Consider the following 15997-nt stretch of genomic DNA (forward strand, 5'->3'; position numbering starts at 1 on the left):
CAGCCCGTTTCCGCACACGGGAAGACGTCGTCAGGTTCCTCGACCCCGACAAAACCAAGATCAAACCGACGTGTTGATTCCCGGCAAGCCCTTAGAACCGTTAACGAAATGGGCGACGGGGGGCACTAGGCTCGCTTGGCATGAGTCAGAGTGGTTCGCAAGCGGCAGCATTCTTCCGAGAAGCCCGCCAGAGCGGAGTGGTCTGGTTTGTTCGGGATGACGAGGGGAGTCCGGCTCCCCTATCCGCGGACGGCACGCGGAGTCTTCCCCTACTGGTCGACCGCGGCCCGTGCTCAGAGGGCGGCGAAGATCTGGGGGCATGGCCTACATGTTGAATTCATGTCCCTGGATGCGTGGCGCGATCGTGATCTGCCTGACGCCGGTCGAGGGGGATACATGATTGGCATCAACTGGAGCGGACCGCGCCTCGTCGGCTGGAGCTTCACCCCAGGGGAAGTTCTCAACCGACTCGCGGCGGCCGACTGACCCGCAGCGCCGCGCAACACAGAGCGCAGTCGCCGCCAACGGATCCCCCGGCAGGGAGGGAGACCGTGCCGTCCCGGGCGCGGTCATCGCTGAAGGCGCCGCCGTCGTCAGGCCTCCCACTGGTCTTTCAGCGCACCGTCAGGGTGGTGTCGTCCAGGGCGAAGTCGGTTGCCGCGGCTTTGGAGGTGACCGTGTAGGCGAGGGTCACGGTTCTTCCGGCGTATGCCGAGAGGTCGTGGGTGTGCTGCTGGTAGGTCTGGGAGGCGTCTTTGTTGGAGTAGGTGGCCAGGGTGGCCAGGACGGTCCCGGCCTGGTCCAGGACGCGGACCTGCAGGGTGTCTTTGGCGGCGTCGGTCGGCGTGAGCTCGGTGACGGGACGGAGCCAGTAGCTGAGCGTGACGGTTGGGCAGCCGCTGGGGATGGCGATGGTCTGACGCAGGGTGCGGGCCTTCTGGGAGGCGGCCAGGTGGTCGTACAGGCTGAGGTAGTGGCCCGAGCGGGCGGGGATGTCGGTGGTGGCGTCGGTGAGGAACCAGGGTGACTGTGCGGTCCAGGGTGGGTAGTCGGGCAGTTCGAAGCCGGGATTGCCGAGTATCTGGCCCGGGTAGCACCCTTCGGCGGTGGTGATCCGCCAGGTGAAGGAGGCGGCGCCGAACGCTCCGGTGGAGTCCTGCGCCGTGACGGTGACGCCCCAGGTGCCCCAGGTCGTGGGTGTGCCGGAGATCAGGCCCGTCGTGGGGTTGAGTGACACTCCGGGAGGCAGTCCCGAGGCGGTGTAGGTGAGGGTGCGCCCCGAGGCGGAGTCGCTGCCCTGTGCCTGGAGGGACACGGGAGTGCCGGTGCGGGTGTTCTGGTCGGGGGGCACGGTCACGGTGACGGTGGTGCCGTCGGTGGTCACCGCGCCGGAGAGGGCGGACACGCCGGCCGGCGTGCCGAGCCCGGTGGGGCCGTCGTACCCCGTCGCCGCAGTGCAGAAGTACGCGGTGTCATCGTCGCAGAAGCCGTTCTCGCCGGAGGTCACGTCGTTGAGCGCGGCGGGGTGGGCGTAGGGGTAGGAGGCGGGCAGGGAGCCGGGGCGCGGGGGGCCGGCCAGCGCGTAGGCGGCGGCGACCAGCGGCGAGGAGGCGCTTGTGCCTCCGGCCACGAACCAGTTGCCGGAGGAGTCGTCCTGGTAGCTGTCGTAGATGGCGACGCCGTTGTCGGGGTCGGCGACAGCGGAGACGTCGTTCAGCATCCGGCGTGGACAGCCGGGATCGGACTGCCAGGAGGGCTTGGGCTCCTGGCTGGAGCAGCCCGAGCCGGTGCCGCCGGTGTAGTTGAGGAAGTCGCCCCAGACGGTTTCGGACCAGCCTCGGCTGCTGGAGTCCTGCAGAAGTGTGGTGCCGCCGACCGCCGTCACGAGGGGCGAGGCAGCGGGGTATTCGGTGCCGTAGTCGTCGTCGCCGGCGGCGGCGGTCACCACGACGCCGGGGTGGTGGAAGTACGCGGTGTCGTCGGCGAGTTCGCTCTGGTCCTCGTCGCCGCCGTAGCTGTTGGACACGTAGCCCGCGCCCTTGTCGACGGCGGTGTTCACGGCCGTACCGAGGTCCTCGATGCTGTTGCTGTCCGACTCCACCAGCAGGATGCGGCAGTTGGGGCAGGCGGCAGAGACCATGTCCAGGTCGAGGGAGATCTCCATGGCCCACTCGTCCTCGGCCTCCGGGAAGCTGTTCCCGCCTCGTTGGTCGACCTTGGTGAAGCAGCCGGACGCCTCGGTGCACGGCGGCAGCCCGTACTGGGCGCGGTAGGCGGAGAGGTCCTCGGCGGCGTTGGGGTCGTCGTAGGCGTCGACCACCGCCACCGTGCGGCCCGCGCCGGCCGTGGCCGAGGGCAGCTTGTAGGCGTTCTGCAGATCGGCGGGGCCGTAACCGAAGGGCGTGTCCTCGGCGGCCGCCGCCCGCGCTGTCGTGGCCCCGCCCGCCGTTCTCGTCCGGACGAACGCGAGACACGAGACGTGGCCGGGGGCAGGGTTCGGGCACACCCGCATGGACCCGGCGGCCTGTAATCGGGTTGGTGATCCGGTATCCGATTCGGCCTGGTGTGGCGACAACACCGCCGTGACCAGCACCAGTACAAGGAACACGACAGTGCGCACTCCGCGTGCCATGAGCCCCCCTCGGCCTGTCAGCATGGCATGGGCATTGCAACACAATGTCGTCGACGACGAAACCCCGCCCGCCTCCGCCGAGGCAGTCGTATCGACACTGCCGGGCGCCTGATCTGCTGGGCCGCATGGGTGGCTCCCCACAACGTCGCCCTTGACCACGTCGGCGAGGGCAAGCTGTCGGTGCCGCCTGCCTCAGGGGCGTGCTGGACGGTCGGATCGAGGGAGTCCGGTGGAGCGGCGACCGACCTCGGACGCAGGTTTGCGTGCCGGGGTCCGACGGTCCGGTCTGGCCTCACGCGCTCGTCTTCGCCTCGGCGGCACGCGGGGCGCGCGGCCGAAAACCGGCGTCGTCCCTTCCGATTTGCCAGATCTCCATGACCATTTCCAGCCGTTTGCTTGACCGGCGCATGACAGTATCGGGTCTGCGGTGTCAGCCTTCTGCAGGACGTTCACCGTTCCTTGACAGATTCACCACGCGGTGAACCCGCAGTACCACTTCCACCCCCCACCTCCTTCCACCCGCATGCCGTGCAGCTTCCAGACCGGCGTCCTCTGCCGCTCCGTGCCGCCCGCGGTCCACCACGGGCCGTCATATCGAAGGAGAACCCGTTGTCCCTGCAAGATCGGAGCTTTGCCCGGCGCAAACGCGCCGCCCTGGCTCTCACCTCCCTGGGGTCCCTGCTCGCCCTGGCCCTCCCCGGCCTCGCCACCGCTGCCCCGGCCGACCCGGGCCCCGCGAAGATCACCGCCAAGCCCCGCGCCGGTGCCCTGCCGGCATCCCTGACGCCCGCCCGCCGCGCCGCCCTGCTGAAGACCGCCCAGTCCGCGGCAGTCGACACGGCACGGCACATAGGCCTCGGCGCCAAGGAGAAGCTCCGCGTCAAGGACGTCATCAAGGACGCCGACGGCACGACGCACACCCGTTACGAGCGCACCTACGCCGGCCTGCCCGTCCTCGGCGGCGATCTCGTCGTCCACGACAACAGCGGTCGAATCACCGTCACCAAGGCGAGCCGGGCGGCCCTCACCGTGCCCTCGCTCAGCCCGCGGATCCGTTCGGCCGTCGCCGCCGACAAGGCTGAGACTGCCTCCGGGCACGCCCGGGTCAAGGGCTCGAAGATCGAGCGAAAGCCGCGCCTGGTGATCTGGGCAGGCTCCGGAAAGCCCGTCCTGGCCTGGGAGAGCGTCGTCGCAGGCGTTCAACGGGACGGTACTCCCAGCGAGTTGCAGGTCGTCACCGACGCCACCACCGGAAAACAGCTCCTGGCCGACGAGAAGGTGGACACCGGCACCGGCACCGGCGAGTACGTCGGCACGGTCCCGCTGGGCACGACCCAGTCGGGATCGACGTACCAGCTCACCGACCCGGACCGCGCCGGACACAAGACGTACGACCTCAACCAGGGCACGTCGGGCACCGGCACCCTGTTCACGGACGACAACGATGTCTGGGGCAACGGCCTGCCGTCGAACCGCCAGACCGCCGGCGTCGACGTGGCGTTCGGTGCCGCGGCCACCTGGGACTTCTACAAGGACACGTTCGGCCGCAACGGCATCCGGAATGACGGCGTCGCCGCCTACAGCCGCGCCCACTACGGAAACAACTACGTCAACGCTTTCTGGCAGGACTCCTGCTTCTGCATGACCTACGGCGACGGAGAGGGCAACACCCACCCGTTGACCGCGCTGGACGTCGCGGCCCACGAGATGAGCCACGGTGTCACCGCCGCCACCGCGGGCCTGAACTACTCGGGCGAGTCCGGCGGCCTCAACGAGGCGACCTCCGACATCTTCGCCGCCGCCGTGGAGTTCTACGAGAACCTCCCGGCCGACCCCGGCGACTACCTGGTCGGCGAGAAGATCGACATCAACGGCGACGGCACCCCGCTGCGGTACATGGACAAGCCCTCCAAGGACGGTGCCTCCGCCGACAGTTGGAGTCCCTCCCTCGGCGGCCTGGACGTCCACTACTCCTCGGGCCCCGCCAACCACTTCTTCTACCTGCTCTCCGAGGGCAGCGGCGCCAAGACCGTCAACGGCGTCTCCTACGACAGTCCGACCTACGACGGGCAGTCGGTCACGGGCATCGGCATCCAGAACGCCGCCGCCATCTGGTATCGCGCCCTGACGACGTACATGACCTCGACCACCAACTACGCCGGGGCCCGCACCGCCACCCTGTCGGCCGCCGCCGACCTCTACGGCGCCTACAGCCCGACCTACCTCGCCGTCGCCGACGCCTGGGCGGCGATCAACGTCGGCAACCGCATCGCCCTCGGAGTCAACCTCGCTCCGATCGCCGACCAGACCAGCGGTATCGGCCAGGCGGTCAGCCTCCAACTGGACGCCTACACCACCAACTCCGGAGCCGCTCTGACCTATGAGGCCACCGGGCTGCCCGACGGCCTGAGCATCAGCCCGAGCGGTCTGATCACCGGCACGCCGACCACCCTCGGCACCGGCGATGTCACCGTCAAGGTCACCGACAGCACGGGTGCGTCCGTCTCGAAGACCTTCAGCTGGCGGATCGCCTACGTCTACGCCAGCTCCACCCGCGTCGACATCCCGGACAACGGACCCGCGGTGGAGTCACCGGTGACCATCACCGGCCGCGACGGCAACGCCTCCGCGACCACCTCCGTCTACGTCAACATCGTCCACACCTACCGCGGTGACCTGACCGTCGACCTGGTCGGCCCGAACGGCACCGTCTACTCCCTGCTCAACCGCAGCGGCGGCTCCGCGGACAACGTCGACCAGACCTTCACCGTCGACGCCTCCGCACAGTCGCTCAACGGCACGTGGAAGCTGCGCGTGCAGGACCGGGCATCCATCGACGTCGGATACATCGCCCGCTGGCAGCTGACGCCCTGACCCAGGAACCACACACCGCTGCCCGGACCTGCTGGTTGGTCCGGGCAGCGGCACGGAGACATCCGGGGAAGCCGTGAAGTTCCGCGGAGTCGTCAGGCAGGCTGTTCCGACTCGGCTTCGTCCTTCGGGTCGGGCTGGGTGGCTTCTGGGGTGGTGTAGAAGACCGAGCGGCCCTGCTTGGTGCGCTGCGCCTGGTTCTTGGCCACGAGCCCTTCGAGGGTGAGGCGCACGATCTTGGTCTTGATCTCCCGGTCAGGGTGCTGTTGTTCGAGTTCGGTGGAGATCTCGGCGGCGGAGCGGGGCTCGTGCTGGGCGTTCAGGTGTTCGCGGACGAGGTCGACGAGTTTGGGCACGGCCCGCGGCCCGGCCGACGAGGCGGCGGTGCTCCGCTTACGGGCCTGCTTGCCGGCCGGCGCGGCCGACTTGCCGGCTGACTTGTCGCTCCGCCTCTGCCTGCCCGAGCGTGATGCGGGCGCGGGTGCCCTCTTGCGGGGCGCGGGCACTGTGGCTGGCTCAGGCTCCGGTTGCGCGGGAGCGCTGGGAAGTCCGAGGGCCTGCCGGACGTTCACCAGGATGGTGTGGTCGTGCTGGAGTGCGGCCAACTGCTCCTGAAGAGCCTCGATCTCCTCGCGGACACGGTCTTGCTCCTTGAGGTTGCGCTCCAGGTCACCGGCTACCTGTGCTCCGTACTGTGTCGTCAACTCGGTTGTCACAGCGTTGGTTTCGGACATGGTCCTCACTCCTTTTCCCGGTTGCCTCGGCCGCCGATCGGCAGGCTTGCAGCGTGTGCGGTGTCCCATGCGCACGCTGCACGGCCTGGTGACGCGTGATTCGCCGTCGTTGCTGCCGCACAGCTGTCTCGTAGTGATGGTACGGAAGGAATGAGCATTGTTCTCCATCACATGTCTGAAAGCCAGCAGAGCGGAAGCCTGGCCGACCTGGTTGCCACCGGTCGAGTGGGTTACTCGGCGCGTATGACTGACATACGACCCCTCGCCCTGGTCACGGGCGCATCCAGTGGAATCGGCCTCGAGCTGGCACGACAGTTCGCGCTGCACGGCTACGACCTCGTGGTGAACGCCGAAGACGAACGGCTGGAGTCCGCCGCCCGGGCTCTGCGGGAGACGGGCGCGGAAGTCCGGGCGGTGCGCGCCGATCTGAGGGCCGCCGAGGGCCGGTACCTGCTGCTGGACGCGCTGGACGGGCTGACGGTGGACGTCGTCGTCCTCAATGCCGGGGTCGGCCAGGGCGGCGCGTTCGTGGACACCGATCTCACCGACGACCAGGAGGTCATCGATCTCAACGTCACCGCCACCGTGCGGCTGGCCAAGCCACTGCTTCGGGCCATGGTGAAGCGCGGCGCGGGACGGATCGCGTTCACCTCGTCCGTCGCGTCGACGATGCCCGGTGCCTTCCAGCCGGTGTACAACGCGTCCAAGTCGTTCGTGCAGTCCTTCGCCCAGGCGTTGGCGGAGGAGGTGAAGGACACCGGTGTGACGGTCACCTCGTTCATGCCGGGCCCGACGGACACGGACTTCTTCCGCAGGGCGGGCATGGCGGACGACACCCGGATCGGCACCATGAAGAAGGACGATCCCGCCACGGTGGCCGAGCAGGCGGTCGAGGCGATCGTGAAGGGCGAGAAGAAGACCGTGGCCGGCTCGCTGAAGACGAAGGCGCAGGAACTGGCGGGGAAAGTGCTGCCCGACGGGGTCAAGGCCGCGGCGCACCGGCGGATGGCGGAACCGGGAACCGGCAAGGACCCCGAGCAGCCGACGGAATGACGTGAGAGCGGCCGTCGTCGCGTACCGCCGGGCACCGAACGGAGAAGAACGCCGGGTGTCACACGGTCGTCAGCGTATGCGCGCTCGGCACCCGCACGTCCCGTACGACGAAGCCACTGCGCACGCGCGCCGGGATGCGCCGCAGGGAGATCCTCAGGTCCTGGTCCGGGACGGTGAATTCAAGATCGGCCAGGCGGAGCGCGAGCGCTTCGAGCAGGCCGATGGTAAGGCCCTCCCCGGGGCAGCGGTGACCGGTACGCGGCTCGCCACCGCCCTGTGGGATCAGTTCGTCACGCTCGACCGGGTGCTCGAGGAACCGCTCGGGGCGGAAGACGTACGGGTCGCTCCACAACTTCTCGTCGTGGTTCTGGCCGAAGACATCGAGCACCACCATCCCGCCGACCGGTACCGAGACGTCCCGCCAGGACAGGTCACGGACGGCGAGGCCGCCGAGGCAGGGCACGAACGGGTAGAAGCGGCGCACCTCGTGCACGAACGCGGCGGTGTAGGCGGTGTCGCCGCCGCGCAGCCGTTCGCGCTGGTTCGGCTGCAGGTGCAGCGCGTGCGCCGTGTAGGCGACGAACCAGCAGACGGCCACGGTGGGGTGGATGACGTTCAGCAGCTCAACGGCGGCCGTGTGCGGGTGCAGGGGCTCGCCGTCGGCCTCACGGTGCTCGCACACCGCGGCGAGCACCGACCCGTCAGGGGCGGTGACCCTGCCGGAGCGCACGTCGTCGACCAGTCGGGCGAAACGCTGCTCCTGACGGCTCCGTGCCCGCCGCGCCCGCCAGTGCCGGGGCCCTGCGGTGGCGAAACCGTCGACCATGGCAACCAGGTCGCGCGCGAGATGCGCTGTGTCTTCCGTGGTGCCCTCGTCGAGCGGAACGCCTGCCCAGCGGCACACGCCGCGCGTGAGCACCCCGCTCGCGGCGTCGAACAGCACGGTCTGTTCGGCCCCGCTCCATTCACGTACGGCCTCGTCCCACGCGGTGGTCACCTGTTCGACAAGGCCGGCGATCCGGTCGGGGTGGAGCAGCGGCAGGAAGAGTCCCTTGCGGGCCCGGTGGGCATCGCCGTCGAGGGTGTGGACTGCGTCGTGGCCGAACAAGGTGCTCAGCACAGGCTCCGGCAGCGCGCCGCCGCGACGCACGTTGTCCTCGTCGTAGAAGAACCGCACCGCTTCGGGTCCTCGTACGACCAGCGCGGGTTTGCCCATGACCCGGGTGCGGGTCACGCCGTCGGGGCGGTCGCGCAGCAGGCCGGGCAGCCACGTGTAGCCCTTGGCGATAGCAGGCAGCGAACGGTCGATCAAGGGTGAGGTCGGCATATCCATGACCACCGGGTGCCCACGCCCGGGGCAGGGACACGCGCGGCCGGCACACACGCCCTGCCCTGCGGAGCCGACGTTGTTCGCCACATCAGGACTCGGCGCCTGCCTCCCACTCGCTACGGGCGTCCAGGACTGCCTGGTGCGGCACCGAGGGCATCGAGGGGCGGTGCACGGTGAGGGTCTCGACGCGGAAGGACAGTTCGGTGGCTGTGGGTTCGGGGGGCGGATGGTAACGGCCCGCGCAGACAGAGAGGTTGACGATCAGGTAGGCGCGCCAGCGAGCGCCTACGCCCCGTCCGTCGGCGAAGACCTGCGTCCCGTCGAGCGACCACACCACATCGCGGCAGCCGAAGGTGACCTGTAGTTCGATGGTCGCGCCGGGACGTACCGCGGGACTTCGGAGGTACTTCTGCCCTTGCCGGACGTGGTTGGACAGTTCCAAGAGGTCCGGGTTGTCCGGGTGGTACTCGAATACGTCGACCTCGTTGCCTCCGTCCCACCAGGTCCAGATCGCCGGCCACGCACCCAGCCCGGTGGGCAGACAGACCCTGGCCCTGAGCTGGTCGCCGGTTCGGACGGTGAAGCCTTCCTCGCTTCCCTCGGTGGTGAGCAGACCGGTGTTCCACCAGCCGTCCGTTCGGCGGGTGGCGCGGAACGTTCCCGTGCGGGAGTAGGCCGGGTCCGATGTGAGGTAGTCCAGCTTGTTGTCGCCCGGGTTCGTCGGGCCACCGTCGGGATAGGCCCAGGAACGCCCCGCGACCCACTGGCGTTCCGAGGTGAAATCGGCTGTGAAGACAACATCGCTCACGAGCGTGCTCCGTGGTGGTCGAAAGCGGTGCGGGATCGTCCGAGTGCTGCCCGTGCGGGCCCCTGGCCACTCGGTTGTCACCGGACCGGGCTTCCTCTTCGTCCTCCTGAGGGAACGGCGTGTGCGGTGGGGTCGAACTCGTGGATGAGACGCGAATGCGGGAGCCCTTCTTGATGCCTGGTTGTAGGTGTCAGGTCACCTTGAAGCCGTCGAAGGTGGCCATGCCCCGTGTGCCGGTCCAGCCGTTGGCCGCGGTCATGAAGATTCCGATGTCCTGTGCGGCGGCCGCACCCGAAGGCGTGGCGGTGCCCACCGTCGTCCAGGTGACGCCGTCCGTGCTGGCCTCCCCGAGGTACGAGGCGCCGGACCTGGTCAGCCGCAGCCGCACCGGCGCGGTGAAGGAACCGGACAGTTCGATCGAGTCGAACCGGCCGTCGCCATCGGTGTCCCAGCTCAGCGCGCACCCGTTGGACGGAGTGACCGCCAGGTTCACATAGCCCGCGCTTCCCTGAGCAGCCAGGTCGTTACGGGCGACGATGCCCGCCCGCGCCCAGCCCCCGGTCGGATCCTGAGCGGTGACCCTGACCTCGGCGACGGTGTTGTCGAGACAGGCGCCCGCCCGGTACACGGCCCCGAACTCGTTGGTGGCGCCCCACAGGTCCGCCCCGGCGCCCTCGATGGCGATCTCGTCCCCGGACTGACCGAACACAGCGTCGTTGTAGGAGACCGTGCGGTACGGGTCCTCGACTCCGGTCGCGGCCAGCAGGCGTACCGGCGCCACCGCCTTCCCGCCGCCCGCGTACGCCGCCGCCGCGACGACCTTGTCGACCAGTTGCGGGGGCTCGCCCGCCAGAGAGATCTCGAAGCGGGCGGTGAACCTGCCACCGGACGTCACCGAATGCGTGCGCACCGGATCGAGCGGCTTGGCGGTCATGCCCTTGGGGACGGCGACGGAAAGGGTCACATCGCGTACGGCCGTGAACCCGTTTCTGTTGGTGAAGGTGACCGTCACCGTCGCGGGCCTGCCCTCGGCCACCGCCGCCGGGTCGGCCGCCGCGGCGAGGACCGCCTGATGGGGAGTGGCGGCGAGCAGGTCGCGCACGCGGCGGGCCAGGACGTATGGGGAACCTTGAGGTTCGGCCGGATGAGTCTCGTGTGCGTGCGCCCAGCGGTCCTCCAGGGCGAACCAGTCGATCGTCGACGGGTCCTTCCCCGTGGCGAGCGCGTCGAAGAACGTCTTCCAGCGGGTGCGGTAGAGGCCGCCGACCAGCCCGGACCACTCCCGGTTCGCGTAGTCGTGCAGGCCCTCCTCGCTGCTGGCGCGTCCGCCCCACGTGGTGAGGAGGGAGCGGACGTCGTACTCGAGGCGGTCCTTTTCGGCCCGGTCGCCGCCCCAGGAGCGCGCGTCGGCGAGCCACCGCCCCAACAGGTGCGGGCGGGAGGTGGCCAGCAGATCGTCGAGGAGGTCCATCCAGGTCAGCCAGGTCCTGGTCAACCTGTCGAAGAGGGTTCGGTCTGCAGCCTCGTGCGCGGCTTTGATCTGCGGCAGCAGCACCCGGCTGCGGTTGGACAGGACCTGCCGGGCCACGTCCACGACGTCGTACCGGTAGGCCGAGCTGGCCCGCAACTCGGGACGTACGGCGAGGAGTTCGGTGAGCGCGGCGTCGAAGGCCGTGGTGTCGTAGCGGTCCTTCTCCGGACCCCAGGCGGCGGCCTTGTTCGCCGTCAGGCTCGGACGGGCGCCGAAGAGGCCGTCGGGGGCCTCGCTCCAGGAGTCCGCGCGTGACATGTTGTACGCGGTGTCGCGGATCGTCTGCCAGGCGGCGGCCGCGTGCCGGTCTGGGCCGCCGTAGCGGGAGAGGGCGTAGACGGCGAACCAGTCGTCCAGGTCGACGGTTCCCGGTGTCCACGCGAGGTCCGTCAGCAGAGCCAGGGCGGGTGCGTTGTTGTCCGCCGCCTCCGGCATCGCCGCGATACCGGCGAGCGAACTGCCTTCCTTGTCACGCCACTTGGGGTACTGCTCGACCCAGTCCGGGGCGTTGGCGCCGATCGGCGTGTGTCCGCCGAAGTTCCAGATGCTGCCGAAGGCGTACGGCGTGCCGCCCCAGTCGCTCTCCCGGTCGGTGACGGTGGTGTACCGGTCCGACAGACCGTCCACGATCAGCATCCGGCTCCTGTCGACGCCGTGGAGCAGCGCCCTGGAGGGATTGGTCTGCCAGCCGAGGATCGCCCACACGGCCCCCGGGTGGGCCTTCTGCAACGCCGCCTCGACGGCCCTCGCGGCCTCGCCCACCGGCACGTCTCCGGGGTTTCCGCCTTCGTGCAGCAGGTCCATCTTGTACATCGTGCTGTCACCGAACCGCTCCGTCTGGGCGCGGTAGAAGGCGGCGGCCACCTCGCGGAAGGCCGTGGTGCGCGGGTCGAGCCAGTCGGGGCGTTTGAATGCGCCCCAGGTGCCCTGCGCCACCACCGCCGCGTCCCCGCCGTGCTGTGCGGGGAAGTCGTCCGGAACGGTGCCGTAGTAGCCCGGCAGGACCGGCGTCATGCCCAGGTCGCGAATCCGGTCGACGATCCTCTCGGCGAGCGCGGCCCGCCGCTCGATGAGCTGCCGGGAGACCGGTCCGCCGAAGCCGGACATGTTCTGCAGCAGCCACCAGGGCTGGTGGGCGGGGGACGGGATCCAGCCGCGCAGCGCGGCGTCGGAGTAGCCGAAGCGGCGGAAGGTGTCGTAGTACACCGCGTCGCCGCCGATGTACACGAGGACCCGGTTGACTCCGTGCAGGGCGAGCACGTCCAGCTCGTGCTGCCAGGCGTCCCAGGTGCGGTAGGCGCCGGTGTAGCCCTCGTTGGTGTCGTTGAAGGCGAAGCGATGCGGCACGTCGGCCGTACCCGTGATCTCCTCGGCGGGCGCAGGGAGGGTGCGCGGCAGGTTCAGCTGCTCGCCGGTCCAGGAGACGGAGGCGTGCGCGGTCCGCCGCAGGTAGGTGTGCAGGCCGGCGAGCAGCACCCCGGTACTGGTGCCCTCCACCGTGATGTGCCCGGCCCGGCCGGTGATCCGGAAGCGGTCGGTGTCGTCGGCGAGGGCCCGCAGGGTGATCTGCCGGTGGTGGTCGGGCAGCACCCGCTTCAGCGCCGCCGCGGCGGGAGCGATGTCGAACAGGGTGCCGCCGGACGCGTACGCGCCCTGCGGCCGGGCCAGCAGTGCGGCGCCGCCCAGCGCGACCGCGCCCGTGAGAGCCCGTCTGCGGGTGACACCTGTGACGCCGAGGTCGCCTCGGTTGGTGTGCATGAACGTCCTTCCGGCAGGGCTCAGTTGACCGTCATGGCGAAGATGTGCAGGGCGGGGACGCCCGACTGGAGGCCGTCGCTGACCTTGGGCAGGACCAGGGAGCGCAGCTCCTTGAGGGCCACCAGGTCGACACCGAAGGTGAACAGGCTGACGGGGCTGTCGTCCCTGCCGGTCGCGATGTGGCGGTAGGGGACCACGACCGCGGCGGCCGAGCTCGACCCGTACCAGTCCTGGACGGCGACGGAGAAGGGCTGTTCGGTGCCGTCGGCGTAGACGACCTTGCCGTCGCCCTTGCCCTCGCCCCAGGTGCTGGTGCCGAGGAAGGACAGGCGGGAGCCGGAGCCGGACAGCAGCACGGTCTGGCCGGCACTGACGACGTTGTCGAGGTTGCCGGGCGCGGTGTCGGGCCAGGTGAAGGTCACGCCGTCGTACGTGACCGAGGCGCCCGGGGTCAGCCCGACCGACGCCAGCGCCTCGGCGGACAGGCTGGAGTGCGAGCCGTCGATGTCGGCGACGGTGAGGGCGTTGTCGGAGGCGATCCCCGCGTTGTCGAAGGCTCCGTGCAGCGAGCGGTAGGGCAGCAGGACGGAGGACGTGGCGCGTGTGCAGTCGGAGCCGTGGCGGTGCACGTCGAACAGGGCGTGGGCGGTGAAGGAGATCAGGCCCTCGGCGTCGTCGGAGAGCCGGGTCCGCCAGGTGCGGGTCACCGACCGTCCGGGCGCGAGACTGCCCAGGCTGTCCTGTTTCCCGCTGCCGTTCACGGCGAGATAGAGCGTGGTGCCGCGCAGCGCGATCCTGGTGGTGTTGGTGAGTGTGGCGGTCAGGGTCACGGGCTTGCCCGGTTCGGGGGCGGCCGGGGTGACGGTGAGCGAGACGGGGGGTGGGAGGAAGTCCTCCTCGGGGCGGTAGGCGGTCAAGACTCCTCCACGGTGAAGTGGTCGAACACGGCCCGGACCGTCGTGCCGGGATGGTTGAGGTTCACCGCGCTGGCCACCACGCCGGCGTCCAGGGTGCCGGTCGCGGAGGGCACGGTCACGCTTGCGATCTCGTTCCAGGCGAGGCCGTTGGTGGTGGAGTACGCGGTGTAGGTGGTGCCGGAACGGATCAGGCGCAGCCAGGCGGGGTGGGTGGAAGCGCCGCCGCCCGCCCAGGTGTCGAGGTGTCCGTCGCCGTCGCTGTCGGTCATGAACTCCACACCGTAGGACTGTGACATGGTGAGCACTGCGTAGCCGCCCTTCTCCGGAGCGGTCAGGTCGTTGGCGACGGCGAACCCGTACTTGGCGCTGGGGTTGTCGCTCCCGGTGAGACTGACCGTCTTGACCTGCACGACACTTGATGCGGCGGCGGACTTGGGAAAGCGGATGCCGCCCTTCTCGTCACGGCCGCCGGACAGGTCGGCGCCGCCCGCCCAGATCACCAACTGGCTGCCGTACTGGCCGAACCGGGCGTCGTCGGTGGTGGCGAACGTCTGGTACGGGTCGCGCACGCCGTTCGGCTCATAGGGCACGCTGACGGTCTTCGCGGCCCGCGCGCAGTCGCAGCTGCGTCCGGCCACGTCGAAGACCAGGTGCGCGGTGAACGCGACGTCCCCGGCGACGTCGGCCGGCATCGACGTACGCCAGCTGCGGGTGATCCTGGCTCCGCGGCGCAGGTCACCGAGCGGGATGGTGCGTGCGGCTGTCGTCGCGCCCGGGTCCACCAGGTACAGGACGGCGCCGCGCAACGGGAATGGGCAGTCGTTGACGAGGACCGCGGTGGCGGTGACGGCGTCGCCGCCGGTCGGTTCGGTCGGTTGGGTGGTGACGGTGAGGGTGGGACCGAGGATGTCCGTTCGTGTGCTCACGCCGTTCACCGCCGCTCCCAGTCGACGGTGAACGTGTTGGCGATCTCGCTGGGCAGCGTCTCGGGCACGCTGATGTGGACCTTGCCGTCGGAACGGGTCCATTTCAGGGGGCGGTTGTGGCCGAGCAGTCGGATCCGCGAGGTCGCGGAGTGGGGGATGTCGGCGGGCAGTGAGAGGGTGCCGCTGGGGGCGCCGAGGACGATGATGTTGAACTTGCCCGGGCTGACCGTGTACCGGATGCCGAGCGGGCTGCCCTCCTCCTCGGCCCGCAGCCACGGCGTCGAGCCGTACACCGCGGGCCCGTTCACCTTCAGCCACGCCCCGATGTCCCGCAGCCGCCGTTGCATGACGTCGGGAATGGTGCCATCCGGCTTCGGCCCGATGTTCAGCAGCAGGTTGCCGTTCTTGCTGGTGACGTCGGCGAGCAGGTGGATGAGGAACTCGGAGGTCTTGTAGTCCTCCTCGATCTCGAACTTGTTGTAGCCCCAGGAGTAGCCCATCGTGATGCAGCACTCCCACTTCTGGGGGTCCATCGTGGGGTTGGTGCGCTGTTCGTACGTGGCGAAGTCGAAGTGCGTGTCGAAACGGTCGTTGGCCACGACCCCCTTGGGGCGGCTGCGGTTCTTGGCTCTGTTGTAGTAATGGGCGAGGGGCTCCTCGCTGCGCCACGGCGGATTCCCGACCGGCCGGAACCACTGGCCGTCCGCCCAGAGCAGTTCCGGATCGTAGCGGTCGATGATCTCGTACAGCTGCTTCAGTTCGTAGTCGCCGATGTAGTCCGCGACGGGTTTGTAGCCGGTCATCGGGACCTCGGCGCCGGTATAGGCGTTCTTCATCGGCCGGCCCAGCGCGGGGTTGAAGAACTCGCCCAGCGAGTAGTACAGGCCGGGCCGTACCGTGCCGCGTCGGCGGGCGGCCGCCATCAGCTCGCCGACCAGGTCCCGCCTCGGTCCGTACTTGCCCGCATGACGGTCCGTCACCTTGCTCGGCCACAGGGCGAAACCGTCGTGGTGCTTGCTGGTCAGCGTGAAGTACTCGGCACCCGCCTGCTCGAACAGCCGCACCCAGGCGTCCGGCTCGTAGTTCTCGGCCCTGAACTGCGGGATGAAGTCGTCGTAGAGGAAGTCCTGCCCGTAGGTGTCGCGGTGGTACTTCCAGGTGGGATCGGTGTCGAAGCTCTGGTACCAGAGGTACCACTCGCCGGCCATCTGCCGGGCCGAGCCGGCGGGGACCGAATAGACGCCCCAGTGGACGAAGATGCCGAACTTCGCGTCCTTGTACCAGCGCGGTACGGGGTGGGTGTCGAGGGATGCCTTCGTGGGCCCGTAGTCGGGGATGCCGCCGCCGATGGCGTGGGCGGCACCGGGCGGGGCAAGGAGCACCGCTGAGCCGAGGGCGGTGGCGGTGGTGAGGAAGCGTCTGCGGCTGACGTTCACA

Annotated in this window: 10 protein-coding genes; 2 read left to right on the forward strand and 8 right to left on the reverse strand. The window is 69.4% G+C overall.

From position 1 onward, the window contains the following. Positions 1–613: 613 nt before the first annotated feature. A complete protein-coding gene (locus tag ACWCQ1_RS39040) occupies positions 614–2512 on the reverse strand; it encodes a putative Ig domain-containing protein (RefSeq protein ID WP_451028502.1) in 1899 nt (632 codons plus the stop codon). A 729-nt stretch (positions 2513–3241) separates the two neighbouring features. Here ACWCQ1_RS39040 and ACWCQ1_RS39045 point away from each other — a divergent pair. After that, the gene (locus ACWCQ1_RS39045) at positions 3242–5506 is read left to right on the forward strand and encodes a M4 family metallopeptidase (RefSeq protein WP_133047711.1); all 2265 of its coding nucleotides are present in this window, start codon (positions 3242–3244) and stop codon (positions 5504–5506) included. A gap of 92 nt (positions 5507–5598) precedes the next feature. Here the strand turns inward: ACWCQ1_RS39045 and ACWCQ1_RS39050 are convergent, their stop codons facing one another. Continuing rightward, positions 5599–6237, reverse strand: coding sequence for a hypothetical protein (locus tag ACWCQ1_RS39050; protein ID WP_133047712.1), 639 nt, complete (start codon positions 6235–6237; stop codon positions 5599–5601). Between the two features lie 243 nt (positions 6238–6480). Here ACWCQ1_RS39050 and ACWCQ1_RS39055 point away from each other — a divergent pair, with 243 nt between their 5' ends. Then, complete coding sequence (locus tag ACWCQ1_RS39055) at positions 6481–7290, forward strand: SDR family NAD(P)-dependent oxidoreductase (protein ID WP_358605317.1); 810 nt, start codon at positions 6481–6483, stop codon at positions 7288–7290. A gap of 58 nt (positions 7291–7348) precedes the next feature. On the opposite strand, the gene ACWCQ1_RS39060 is transcribed toward ACWCQ1_RS39055, so the two are convergent. The 6 genes from ACWCQ1_RS39060 to ACWCQ1_RS39085 form a co-directional block, all read right to left on the reverse strand. Next, positions 7349–8623 (reverse strand): cytochrome P450, encoded by a 1275-nt coding sequence (locus ACWCQ1_RS39060; RefSeq protein WP_451028503.1) that lies wholly within the window; start codon positions 8621–8623, stop codon positions 7349–7351. 85 nt (positions 8624–8708) lie between these two features. Next, positions 8709–9428, reverse strand: a complete 720-nt coding sequence (locus ACWCQ1_RS39065; protein ID WP_358605323.1) for a beta-glucanase — start codon at positions 9426–9428, stop codon at positions 8709–8711. A 190-nt stretch (positions 9429–9618) separates the two neighbouring features. After that, positions 9619–12717, reverse strand: a complete 3099-nt coding sequence (locus tag ACWCQ1_RS39070) for an alpha-N-acetylglucosaminidase (RefSeq protein ID WP_451028504.1) — start codon at positions 12715–12717, stop codon at positions 9619–9621. 20 nt (positions 12718–12737) lie between these two features. Then, entirely contained in the window at positions 12738–13634 is an 897-nt protein-coding gene (locus ACWCQ1_RS39075) for a beta-glucosidase (RefSeq protein ID WP_133047716.1), read from the reverse strand. Continuing rightward, positions 13631–14560 (reverse strand): hypothetical protein, encoded by a 930-nt coding sequence (locus tag ACWCQ1_RS39080; protein WP_451028505.1) that lies wholly within the window; start codon positions 14558–14560, stop codon positions 13631–13633. The genes ACWCQ1_RS39075 and ACWCQ1_RS39080 overlap by 4 nt, the downstream gene beginning before the upstream one ends. Before the next feature lie 5 nt (positions 14561–14565). After that, complete coding sequence (locus ACWCQ1_RS39085) at positions 14566–15996, reverse strand: alpha-L-fucosidase (RefSeq protein WP_451028506.1); 1431 nt, start codon at positions 15994–15996, stop codon at positions 14566–14568. Position 15997 lies beyond the last annotated feature (1 nt).

This window comes from Streptomyces sp. NPDC002144, from assembly GCF_053593695.1.

Coding starts and splice junctions, on each gene's coding strand:
- ACWCQ1_RS39050 (WP_133047712.1), bottom strand. CDS start 6,237: ATGTCCGAAACCAACGCTGTGACAACCGAGTTGACGACACAGTACGGA.
- ACWCQ1_RS39055 (WP_358605317.1), top strand. CDS start 6,481: ATGACTGACATACGACCCCTCGCCCTGGTCACGGGCGCATCCAGTGGA.
- ACWCQ1_RS39060 (WP_451028503.1), bottom strand. CDS start 8,623: ATGGATATGCCGACCTCACCCTTGATCGACCGTTCGCTGCCTGCTATC.
- ACWCQ1_RS39070 (WP_451028504.1), bottom strand. CDS start 12,717: ATGCACACCAACCGAGGCGACCTCGGCGTCACAGGTGTCACCCGCAGA.
- ACWCQ1_RS39040 (WP_451028502.1), bottom strand. CDS start 2,512: ATGCGGGTGTGCCCGAACCCTGCCCCCGGCCACGTCTCGTGTCTCGCG.